Here is a 10,844-nt window from a genome sequence, read left to right on the forward strand (position 1 = left end):
CGTCCACGATCACGCGACAGGCCTTGCCGACGACAATCTCCATGCGTCCGCCCGCTGGCCCCGCCAAAGCTACTGGCGGCACCGGCGGTTGGTCCGGCATCACCATCGCCGGCACAAAGGCTGGCTGAGGTCGTTCGTTCGTCTGCGTCCCAAACGATCGTCGCCAAGTCAGCAGCAGCGAGCGCGAGATGCCGTATCGTCGTGCTGTCGACGAGACCGCGCGCGGTGCCTGCAAACTCTCCAGAACGATCTTAAGTTTCTCGTCATCCGTCCAGCGACGGCGACGGCCAGTCTCGACAACCTCGAACCGTTCAATCTGTGCACTGAACTTATTACTGTCCATAAGGGCTGTTACACAGCACTCCTCTTAACCCGGCAAGACGGCCCTCACCGGAGGGAGACGCTATATCTCGCGCGAGCCTATTAGCGGGCACGGCCCGGTGCGGATCGTCACCCGGCACGGAAGTTTGCAAGTGGCGGGATGATCAACATTCTTGTGCGTCCACTCGACAAGGTTGGCCGGGCGGATAGGTTGGATCAGCACGTCATCGTATGAACACCCTGGCGTCGGCGATCGGCCCGAGCCCGGTGGAAGTGAAGATCGTCGGCGTACGAGGCACCGTCGGTTCGCTCGGCCGCCGGAATTTTGCCGGCGTCATCGAGGGGGAAAGTGCCGGCCAGCGATCGAAAGCGATCTATCTATGTAAAAATTATGTGGATGAGTTCAGACAGGATTTGGTGACGCCGGGTAGGAAAGCCGCGGCTCAGGATTTGGACCCTGAGCCGCATTCTGACAACCTCCGGGACAGCGCTGGCGAGCTGTATCTTGTGCGCCGGTGATACGAGGAGCGCACGTCATTTCAGAAAGTGAAGCATCTCATTTGCCGAAGGAGCCCCCAGCCGTACCAGCGATCCGCTCGATCCATGCGGCGCATAGTCGAAATCTGCCTCGAATGTGACCTGTCGCTCAGCACCCGTGCGCCAGGTCAGAAATTGGGACAATGCATCCATCATGTCATCGGTCTTGCCGAACGGAAACGACACAAACTCCAGCATGAAATCGTCGAGCCAGGGTGCCGTTAGCGGTAACATGAGCGAGCCGGCTTGCAGCTTTGCGGTCTCGCCGCTCATACGCGACCGCTTGTCCTTGGTCGGTCTGATCGCAACGACGCCTTGCAAACCAGCGCGTTGCCTAAGATCAGCGATCAGGGGAGATCCCATAGCAGTATCTTCGATGAGCATAGCATTCGGCCTATGTTTGGCCGCCTGCTCTCGCATGATTCGGGAGAGCTCGTGGAACTCGACCTTTCCGCGCCAAACGTCGATTAGATAATACTGGTTCCGATTGCGGATAAGGAAGACCAAACAGGTTGAGTAGTTGCTCTTGTCGCCAGCCTTCGCTGCCGTGTCACAGGAGAGTACGATTTCGTCCCCCGACTGGCGAGTCGGAAGTACATCATAAGCGCGGAGCCATTCCCGTTTGAGGTCATTTCCCTCATCAGGAGCGGGATCTTGAAGGTATTGTGTTTGAAACACCAGCGATCCCACTTGGGTCCTGACATCGTCCAAGATGTCGCAACGCTCTCTCGCCTGCAGAAGCTCTCCCTCTTTCCAGACAAAAGATCCATTTTGAAGTTGGATTGTGGTGTCCTGCGCCGCAATCGCCGGCAGCACCAGATGATCCCAGCCTCCTCTATCGATGAGGTGACCCGTTAGGTCTTGCTGATGCAGGCGCTGCATCAGGACGATGATGCTGCCTTTGGACTTGTCATTGAGGCGCGACATGAGCGAACGATCAAACCATTCGTTGCAGCTCTTGCGCTGTGCATCGGAAGCCGCGCCAGTCGCATTCAAGGGGTCGTCAACGATGATTGTGTTGGCGCCAAATCCGGTTAAACTGCCGCCGACGGATATCGCAAGACGATAACCTCCCTTCGTTGTTACGAGTTCATCCTCGGTGCTCTTCGCGAGGCGCGTTGGAAACAGCTCTTTGTACCAGGGCGCTTCCATGATCCGTCGGCAGTTGGCCGAGAGCGAGTTCGCTAATTGTTGGGAATAGCTGCCGCAGAGGAATTGCTGAGTAGGATCTTGGCCCAACCTGAACGCCGGCCACGCTACTGAAACGAGGAATGACTTCAACGAGCGCGGCGGCGCGTTGATGATCTGTCGCGTGGCCTGTCCAACGCTCAGATTCAATCTGAGAGCGATCAATTGATGAAACCATTCCGACTCATACTTCTCACCGGGCAGCAAAAAAGCAAACGCTTTCATAACGAAGGCGATAAGGTCGACGCGACAGATCGCATCAACTTCTGCTTTGGCAACGGGTGGCTTTTGCATTTAATCAATCCCTATTTTCATGCTTGACATGGCGACGTATAAAATCAGCAACGATCTCGTGGTCTTGTTCTGTCACGATTGCGCTCTCGCTATTGGATCCATCCTGTGGCTCGAACTTCATGATCATGCTGAAGAGTTGCATGCAGGCTTTGGTATCGCCCTTTGCGGCCTGCTCGAACAGTCTGAGGAGCACGAGTTCCTGCCGGCTCACCACACGCGGTTGGCCGTCCTCGCGAATCTGGACGCGCTTTTGCATCATGCTGGTGAGGTCGGTTTTGAGATTGCGCGAGCCCTTTGGCCGCCCCCTCGGATTGCCTGACTGTCCTTTCTTAAACCGTCCCGACATCGGCGGGCGGCCATAGCCCCCTTTTTGATCCTCAGTCACATGTGTCTCCCTTGGGTGAGGGACCAGGCAGCAGAAGCAAGGGGGAGTGAGACAGTGCGGCTGAGGCCGTTTCACGCTCGGCGAAGCTTCGGCCGGTCCTAACGCAGATCGCCGCCTTGCCGGTGTGGTGTTGCCAACGGCGTACAATGCCGTCGCAATAGAGCGGGTCGAGTTCTATGAGAGCGGCGCGGCGGCCGGTCTTTTCTGCGGCGATCACGGTGGTTCCGGACCCTGCGAAAGGATCCAGAACAACGTCGCCGCGCCGTGTGCAGTCCTTCATCACGTCGCTGATCAAGGCAACGGGCTTCACCGTGGGATGCAACGCCAGCAGTTCATCGCGGTGCCGGCCAAAGCTGTTGATGCCCGGATAGGTCCACACATTGGTCCGATTGCGACCGTGTACGCCGAGCCGAACGTTGTTGATGCCGTTCTTGAATACGTGAATGAGCTCGTGCTGGGATCGGTAGAACGAGCCCATGCCGGCATTGGTCTTGGCCCAGACACAGGTGTTCTTGTGCTCGGTGTACACACGTTGTGCGGCGGTCAGCAGCTCGAGCGTGTGCCGCCAATCCATCGATAGGTAGTGCAGCGAGCCGTCGACGCTGTGTCTGGCCAAGTGTGTGCACGCCGTGGTCAGGAATTCGATGAACTGGTGCGGCGCCATTTCACCAGAGGCCATCGAAAATTCGCGGTGTTTGATGTTGCCTCGGCCGCCAACGTGGCCGATTATAGGAACGTTGTAGGGCGGATCTGCTATGACCGCGCGCGCCTGCTGGTCGCCGAGGACGGCTGTGTAGGCTTGTTCCTCCAACGCATCGCCGCAGATGAGGCGATGACGGCCGAGCTGCCAGCTGTCACCCCGCCTGCTAACGGCCGGCCTGGCAGATCTAAGCTCGGGTAAAATGTCATCCGGCGCCGCAGTAGGCTGATCCAGAAGCAAATCGACTTCTGCCGGTTGAAATCCGATCGCGGCAAAGTCAAAATCGAAATTCAGATCGGCCAGTACCTGCACCTCCTGCTTGAGAATTTGCAGGTCCCAGGTGCCGTTCTCGGCGATCTTGTTGTCGGCGATCGCGAGCGCCCGCTTTTGGGCAGGCGACAAATGTTCCAGTATGATGACTGGTATGTCCCTGATCCCGAGCTGTTCGGCCGCGGCGAGAACCGCGTGGCCGTAGATTACGAAAAAATTGCCATCGACTCCGATTGGTTTAATCAGTCCAAATGTATCGATGCTCTTTGCAAGTTGATTGATCTGCTCTTGGGAATGCCTACGGGGATTCCGCGCATTCCTCCTCAGCAGACTCACAAGGACATACTGAATGCAGAGTCTGGGAGAATTTGACCCTCTTATGCGCATGACCGCTTCTACGAAAATAGGCCTATGTTATTACCTGGATATTGGCTCTGTAACAGAAGAGGACGGCGTCGAGGGGCGGCAGCAGTTGCAGTTGCTTCGAACTAACTCCCACTGGCTCGGGAATTTTCGCCCTTTGTGGCTAGCGGGTGTGATCCGGCGGCATCAGTCTCCCCGGGGTGAAATCCGATCGCGGCAAAGTCAAAATCGAAATTCAGATCGGCCAGCACCTGCACCTCCTGCTTGAGAATTTGCAGGTCCCAGGTGCCGTTCTCGGCGATCTTGTTGGCGGCGATGGCGACAGCGCGTTTTTGGTCTGGCGACATGCGGCAGGATCACCGCGGATATTTCGGTCATTCCAAGCTGTTTGGCTGCGGCGACAACCGCGTTGCCAAAGATAACCCGGTGTTCTTCGTCGACGCCGATTGGCCTGAACGGTCCCAAGGCGTTGATACTCTTCGCGATTTGATCGATCTGCTCTGGCGAATGAAGCCGGCGATTGCGCGTGTTCGTCGTGAGCGTCGCGACAAGGAGATTGTGGACCTGGAGTTCAGGGAAATTCGATCCTACCGTGGACATGAAAGCTCCGGCTCAAAAATGTGGCCTATACAGAACCGGAATAATGACTCTGTAACAGAAGCAGGGGCGCTCAGGTCGGATGAAATGAGGCGCGACGGCGGACGTCGAAGCCGCAAGGCCAAGGGCCTGAGCCGCTCGTGAGCGATCAGGTAGCCAATTCGGCCAGAACGAGATCGCCTCATTGAGGTTGGGCTGGGCGACTCGGTTGGTGTTCTTCGTCGACGCCGATTGGCCTGATCAACCCAAAGGCGTTGATGCTCTTCACAATTTGATCGGTCTGCTCTGACGAATGACGGCGGGGATTGCGCCGGTTCAATCGTGAGCGTCGCGACAAAGAGATTGTGGACCTGGAGTTCAGGGAATTCGATCCCTCCTTGGACATGACAGCTCCGGCTCTCAAGTGTGCCCTATACAGAACCAGAATATTGGCTCTGTAACAGCCGTGGCGGGAGCGGGCGGTCGGATGACCGAAATCAGCGTCAAACTCGAGAAAGCACCATCCCGACAACGAGTAGTTAGCAGCCGTGGCGGTGCTGTGCCACCGGTTCGGGGATTTCACCTTTGGCGCGCCATACTCGCCAACAGGCTTGCCGGCGCAGGTCCATGACGGCCATCACTACTGGATCCCCTTGGCCCTTCTCCCGCGTACGTTCGTGGTCCGTTCGACGGCCCGTGGCAGGCAAAGATTCCGCGCAAACTGTGCTTAGGCAAGGCCGGACAAACACGGTGGTGCACGGTGAATTCCCGCACATCATCTTGGCGTTCGCAGCGCGCAATCACAGCCCGACCGGTCGCGTCTCTTGTACCGACGTCAGATACCATGTCGGGAAGTACTCAGCGCCCGCGGCCGAGAGGTATGCGCGAAGTCGCGGCGCCACCTTAGCACCGATCGAGCGGGCGCTCCGCTGTTTGGCGTCAAACGAATCGGTCGAAGCCGAACGCCGTAGCTACACCGAACGAGCCTGATGCGATCCTCGGCAAGATGGCGCACCTAGGCCCGGCACCGGTCGAACGCGGACAGGCGTACTCTCTTGCAATAGATCGAGTGAAGTTTACCGGATCGTCATTTTCTCAGAAGTAACCCCATTTCTCGCGCCATCCGCTTGACCGAGCCGACATGCCGGCGAAGGGCCGCGGCAATCTCCGCCGCGCCGTGCCGCCGGCGGCTCATTGCCGAAAGCTTCCTGCGTTCGAGGTCGCTCCACTCCTTCGGCTTTGATGCTTTCATGTTGTCATCTTGCCGCTGGCCCCGAAGCAGGCGACATTGGGAAATTTACGGGTGCCATCTAGAGTTTGCCCGACAGGCCGAAGCGTGGATCGTCGAGGAGCGCCTGCCAGTATTCCGGCGGCAAATCGGCGTGGGGTGGAGCGGACTAACCGCCTTCGGTCTCTCTCACCCTCGCTTGTCCGATCAGCCGCTGACCGGTTGAGAAAGCGTCCGGAGCCCCGCTTCAATGGCCGCGATGTCTTGCTCGATTTGGACGATAGATGATCGGCAATCGAAACCAGTTGTGGCCTTCAGATCAGCGGCCAACCGCCAGCGATGCATCCGGAGAGCTTCGAGCGACTGCTGGTCTTTTAGCCGAGTGAAGCCGCCAACGATCAACTCAATCGCACTCGACATAACGCTGCCCCACAATCAAATTTCGCATAGCAATATACCTCTAGGATAAAGGGAGTTTGGATTTTAGTAAATTCAAAAATCCGGCGTGTGGAGCATAAGCAATTCACCGCGAGGCTGAGTCTTGATCCGCTTCGATTGTTCTGCCATTTTAAATCTGTTATTTATATTTTGGTTTTTTTGACGCGGCTTTTCAGAGCTATTTTGCAATATTGCGCCGCTACCTATTGGATAGAACATGAGCGACGAAACGATTGTCCGTTTGCAGACCCATAGGAAGAATGTTGAGCGGTATTTGCGCCTGCTAGAAACTGCGTTGACCGACGTTGAGCAGCAGTACGTTGAGAAGCGCCTGGCTGAAGAAGGATCGGCCATGGACCAGCTATCGCTTCAGAGGGCCGGGGCGGCGAACGCTTTCCATAAGACGTGCAATCACCCGCCCAGCGGCAAACGGTAAAAACCGCAAGCAGCGGTCAACCCGCGGTCTGTCGGAATTGTCCACTGGCCGAGATGTGGCAGGATACGCGTGGCGAGTGAACGCACCGCGCAATCGCGAATAATAAGGGAGCGGGACGCGGGACTTTGGTCAACTAATCCTTGGATGTATCTCGCAGCGCAATTTGAATGGCTTCGCGGATTCGCCGACCTCCTTTGGGTTCGATCGCATCCAAGTGATAAATTCGACATAACAGACCGTTGATGCGCCTCACAATGCTCCTGTTATTGGAGTGCCGATTACGCGCGCGCACCAGCTGACGGCGCACTTCCAACAGGTCCAGGCGATGAAGCCCTCTTGATTGCACCATGCGGATGGACCCAGCGTGTGTCGTTTATGATCGTCAGCCACGGACACTCGGTCCAGCGTGATTATCACGGGCCAAACCACCGCAGGCTTTCATCGTTCCAGCCAGATCAAATAGCGCTTTTAATTAAATTTACGGGGTGCTATTAGCATTTAATTATTTAATTTGCAAATTTATGGGTGGGGGCTGGTTTGACTACCCCATTGAACCAAAAGTTCGATGTTGCCGGATCTGATATGGCTGGGGCGTCCTTTAGTTTCCCTAAGCCTGCCCCAGCTCACGCACTCATCATTTCGGACGCGCATCTCTTGTTCTCAGGGGACTATGCACGTTCCGGTCATGATCTCATCATTTCCGATTCTGACCATCGGATCACGATCCCCAATTACTTTCTCGGCGAGAAGCGTTTGCCGCTCAGCTCGTCGGACGGCGCGCTGCTCGATGCGAGAGTGGTCGAAGCCCTCACCGGTTATCAAACCTTTGCGCAAGCCGGAGGTAATGCCGCTGCTGGAAAGGTGATTGGCCGTGTCGCGACCGTAACGGGAAGCGCCAGCATCGTTCGCAACGGCGTTACGATCGAGGCGAATAATGGGGATGTCGTTTATCAGAACGATGTCGTGCAAACTGGAAGCGGCTCTACCATTGGTCTCGTCCTTATCGACGGCAGCACGTTCAACCTGAGCGCCAACGCTCGGTTCATGTTGAACGAATTGGGGTATGAGGGGCAGAGTAGTGCGAGTGGCACCTTAGTCAGCCTGACGAGTGGCACGAACCATTCGATGTTCACTCTCATCCAGGGTGCCGCCAGTTTCGTCGCTGGCCAGGTCGCGAAAACCGGCGACATGCAGGTCGCGACGCCGACTGCCGTGATCGGAATTCGCGGTACTGCCGTCCTTCTCAGCGTCGATGCTGTGGATGGGAAAGTCTCGGTCTCTGTCGCTGATCAGCAAGACGGCCGAGTTCATTCCGTACAAGTCTTCAAATGCGTTCCAGCGACGAACTTGCTTCAAGGCGTTTGTACTGCGGGGGATCCGATCGGGATAGTTACCAGCGACGGTCCATCGCTAACCATCACGCCAACCGCGAATTTCGAGGTGATCACTCAAACCGTCAGCAAGACCCCAGGGCAAGTTGCGCAGGAGTTCAACGCTTTTCAACAGGTGTTGACGACCTATGATATCGGGAAACAGATTGCTCCAGACACTCCGGCTCCTAGCGACGGCAAGCGAGGAGACGTCGACACAAAGTCGCTGCAGAAGTTCGCTGGGAGCCCGCCACCATCACCCACTGAAGCTCCAACCACCATTATAGGGGACGACATAAAAGGCCAAGCCGGTGGGGGATCGATCGCTCCAGTTGTTGTGACGCTCGCTTCCATCGCGGGGACTTCTGCCTCCGCCTCGAAGCCGCTCGTCCCCACTTTGGACCCACCGCAAGCTGTTGTTGTGGCTTCATTCGGACCTGTCCTTATCAGCAGCGCCGGTGGTCCAACCAACCAAGGAAATCAAACAATCAGCGGAACAGTTGATCCGTCCTTCGTTGGAAGCACGGTGACGCTGTACGACACATACAATGGTGTTACGACGCAGATTGGAACGGTTACCGTTGGCTCCGGCGGCGTTTGGAGCCTGGCGGTCACCCTGGCAGGTGATGGCGACCACAGCATCGTGGCTTTGGACCCTAGCGCCAACGTCACAACGAGCGTGCCCGTTGTTTTCACGCTCGACACGACGGCGCCGACGGTTGCGATCACCAGCGCGGGCGGGCCGGTCAACCAGGCCAGCCAGACCGTCACCGGTACGGTGGGCGTCGCCGATGCCGGCACCACCGTCACCATCCTGGACGGCACCACCACGATCGGCACCGCCATCGTGCAGGGTAACGGGACCTGGAGCACCACGGTCACGCTCAACAACGGCCCGAACTCGCTGACGGCACGAGTGAGCGATGCGGCCGGCAACACCGCAACCAGCGGCGCGGTGGTCTACACGCTCAGCACCACCGGCCCGACTGTGACCGAGGCTCTGGTCTCCGACACCGGCACCTCTCCCACCGATCACCTCACCACTAACCCGGCGCTGAACGGCACCGGCCTTGCCAACACCGTGGTGCACTTCACCATCGACGGCAGCCCGATCGCGGCGACAGTGACCACCGATGCGCAAGGGGCGTGGTCGTTTACGCCGAGCGGGCTGGCCGACGGATCGCACACCATCGTCGCGAGCCAGACCGATACCTTTGGCAACACCGGCTCGGCCTCGCTGAGCTTCACGCTGGACACGGCGGCACCCGCGGTCGCCATCACCAGCACCGGCGGACCCGTCAATCAGGCCAGCCAGACCATCACCGGCACGGTTGACGTCGCCGATGCCGGCGCCACCGTCACCATCCTGGACGGCAGCACGACGATTGGCACCGCCATCGTGCAGGGGAACGGGACCTGGAGCACCACGGTCACGCTGAACCAGGGCGGCAACTCGCTGACCGCCCGGGTGAGCGATGCGGCCGGCAACTTCGCGACCAGCGGCGCCGTGGTCTACACGCTCAGTACCACCGGCCCGACCGTGACCGAGGCTCTGGTCTCCGACACCGGCACCTCCGCCACCGATCACCTCACCACTAACCCGGCGCTGAACGGCACCGGCCTTGCCAACACCGTGGTGCACTTCAACATCGACGGCAGCACGATCGTGGCGACGGCGACCGCCGATGCGCAAGGGGCCTGGTCGTTTACACCGACCGGGCTGGCCGAGGGACCGCACACCATCGTGGCGAGCCAAACCGACGCTTTTGGCAACACCGGCTCGGCCTCGCTGAGCTTCACGCTGGACACGGCGGCACCCGCGGTTGCGATCACCAGCACCGGCGGAGCCGTCAGCCAGGCGAGCCAGACCATCACCGGCACGGTCGGTGTCGCCGATGCCGGCACCACCGTCACCATCCTGGACGGCACCACCACGATCGGCACCGCCATCGTGCAGAGCAACGGCAGCTGGAGCAGCACGGTCACGCTCGCCAACGGCCCGAACTCCCTGACCGCTCGGGTGAGCGATGCCGCCGGCAACACCGCGACCAGCAGCGCGGTGGTCTATACGCTCAGCACCGTCGGCCCGACCGTGACCGAGGCCCTGGTTGCCGACACCGGCACTTCGGCCACCGACCACGTCACCGCCAACCCGGCCCTGAGCGGCAGCGGCCTTGCCAACACGGTGGTGCATCTGACGATCGATGGTGTTCTCAGCACCGCTACAGCAACCACGGATGCGCAAGGCGCGTGGTCGTTTACACCGACCGGGCTGGCCGAGGGATTACACACCATTGTCGCAAGCCAGATTGATACCTTTGGCAACACCGGCTCGGCCTCGCTGAGCTTCACGCTCGACACGACGGCACCGACGGTCGCTATCACCAGTACCGGCGGACCCGTCAGCCNGGCGAGCCAGACCATCACCGGCACGGTCGGTGTCGCCGATGCCGGCACCACCGTCACCATCCTGGACGGCACCACCGCAATCGGCACCGCCATCGTGCAGGGCAACGGCAGCTGGAGCACAACGGTCACGCTGAACCAGGGCGGCAATTCCCTGACCGCACGGGTGAGCGATGCGGCCGGCAACATCGCGACCAGCGGCGCTGTGGTCTACACGCTCAGCACCACCGGCCCGACCGTGACCGAGGCCCTGGTTGCCGACACCGGCACTTCCGCCACCGATCGCCTCACCACCAACCCAGCGCTGAGCGGCAGCGGCCTTGCCAACACCG

The 10,844-nt window shown here is 59.0% G+C and carries 11 protein-coding genes and 2 pseudogenes; 4 read left to right on the forward strand and 9 right to left on the reverse strand.

Annotated elements, in window-relative coordinates; genetic code table 11:
• Positions 1–343: transposase (locus A3AS_RS46270; protein ID WP_084675002.1), on the reverse strand; the 343-nt coding region annotated here is incomplete at its 3' end.
• A 209-nt stretch (positions 344–552) separates the two neighbouring features.
• On the opposite strand from A3AS_RS46270, the gene A3AS_RS0139155 reads away from it, so the two are divergent.
• Positions 553–840 (forward strand): hypothetical protein, encoded by a 288-nt coding sequence (locus A3AS_RS0139155; protein ID WP_018322878.1) that lies wholly within the window; start codon positions 553–555, stop codon positions 838–840.
• A 15-nt stretch (positions 841–855) separates the two neighbouring features.
• Here A3AS_RS0139155 and terL read toward each other — a convergent pair whose 3' ends face one another.
• The 7 genes and pseudogenes from terL to A3AS_RS0139195 form a co-directional block, all read right to left on the reverse strand.
• Entirely contained in the window at positions 856–2,340 is a 1,485-nt protein-coding gene (gene terL / locus A3AS_RS44455; protein WP_018322879.1) for a phage terminase large subunit, read from the reverse strand.
• Between the two features lie 4 nt (positions 2,341–2,344).
• On the reverse strand, positions 2,345–2,725 hold the full coding sequence (locus A3AS_RS44460) for a DUF5681 domain-containing protein (protein WP_157644513.1): 381 nt from the start codon (positions 2,723–2,725) through the stop codon (positions 2,345–2,347).
• Positions 2,718–4,082, reverse strand: coding sequence for a DNA methyltransferase (locus tag A3AS_RS44465; protein WP_084675000.1), 1,365 nt, complete (start codon positions 4,080–4,082; stop codon positions 2,718–2,720). The genes A3AS_RS44460 and A3AS_RS44465 overlap by 8 nt, the downstream gene beginning before the upstream one ends.
• Before the next feature lie 101 nt (positions 4,083–4,183).
• Entirely contained in the window at positions 4,184–4,405 is a 222-nt protein-coding gene (locus A3AS_RS49695) for a hypothetical protein (RefSeq protein WP_018322883.1), read from the reverse strand.
• Positions 4,406–4,466: 61 nt separating this feature from the next.
• Positions 4,467–4,658: pseudogene (locus tag A3AS_RS50280) on the reverse strand (hypothetical protein); the annotation flags it as partial.
• Between the two features lie 1,063 nt (positions 4,659–5,721).
• Positions 5,722–5,886, reverse strand: a complete 165-nt coding sequence (locus tag A3AS_RS48015; RefSeq protein WP_157644514.1) for a hypothetical protein — start codon at positions 5,884–5,886, stop codon at positions 5,722–5,724.
• Between the two features lie 183 nt (positions 5,887–6,069).
• The gene (locus A3AS_RS0139195; protein WP_018322887.1) at positions 6,070–6,282 is read right to left on the reverse strand and encodes a hypothetical protein; all 213 of its coding nucleotides are present in this window, start codon (positions 6,280–6,282) and stop codon (positions 6,070–6,072) included.
• Positions 6,283–6,517: 235 nt separating this feature from the next.
• Here A3AS_RS0139195 and A3AS_RS0139200 point away from each other — a divergent pair, with 235 nt between their 5' ends.
• Entirely contained in the window at positions 6,518–6,736 is a 219-nt protein-coding gene (locus tag A3AS_RS0139200; RefSeq protein ID WP_018322888.1) for a hypothetical protein, read from the forward strand.
• 660 nt (positions 6,737–7,396) lie between these two features.
• Here the strand turns inward: A3AS_RS0139200 and A3AS_RS49710 are convergent.
• Positions 7,397–7,705 (reverse strand): hypothetical protein, encoded by a 309-nt coding sequence (locus A3AS_RS49710; protein ID WP_026202837.1) that lies wholly within the window; start codon positions 7,703–7,705, stop codon positions 7,397–7,399.
• Between A3AS_RS49710 and A3AS_RS50285 the strand changes: the two are divergent.
• A pseudogene (locus tag A3AS_RS50285) lies at positions 7,700–7,963 on the forward strand (FecR domain-containing protein); the annotation flags it as partial. The gene A3AS_RS49710 and the pseudogene A3AS_RS50285 sit on opposite strands and share 6 nt — an antisense overlap.
• An 822-nt stretch (positions 7,964–8,785) precedes the next feature.
• A partial coding sequence (locus A3AS_RS49720) for an Ig-like domain-containing protein (RefSeq protein ID WP_018322889.1) occupies positions 8,786–10,844 on the forward strand: 2,059 nt, incomplete at its 3' end.

The sequence above is a fragment of the Bradyrhizobium sp. WSM2793 genome (genome assembly GCF_000379585.1).
Lineage (GTDB): Bacteria > Pseudomonadota > Alphaproteobacteria > Rhizobiales > Xanthobacteraceae > Bradyrhizobium.

Bases quoted from the DNA above. Each gene is read 5' to 3' on its own strand.
- A3AS_RS0139155 (WP_018322878.1), top strand. From the start codon at position 553: ATGAACACCCTGGCGTCGGCGATCGGCCCGAGCCCGGTGGAAGTGAAG.
- terL (WP_018322879.1), bottom strand. From the start codon at position 2,340: ATGCAAAAGCCACCCGTTGCCAAAGCAGAAGTTGATGCGATCTGTCGC.
- A3AS_RS44465 (WP_084675000.1), bottom strand. From the start codon at position 4,082: ATGCGCATAAGAGGGTCAAATTCTCCCAGACTCTGCATTCAGTATGTC.
- A3AS_RS49695 (WP_018322883.1), bottom strand. From the start codon at position 4,405: ATGTCGCCAGACCAAAAACGCGCTGTCGCCATCGCCGCCAACAAGATC.
- A3AS_RS48015 (WP_157644514.1), bottom strand. From the start codon at position 5,886: ATGAAAGCATCAAAGCCGAAGGAGTGGAGCGACCTCGAACGCAGGAAG.
- A3AS_RS0139195 (WP_018322887.1), bottom strand. From the start codon at position 6,282: ATGTCGAGTGCGATTGAGTTGATCGTTGGCGGCTTCACTCGGCTAAAA.
- A3AS_RS0139200 (WP_018322888.1), top strand. From the start codon at position 6,518: ATGAGCGACGAAACGATTGTCCGTTTGCAGACCCATAGGAAGAATGTT.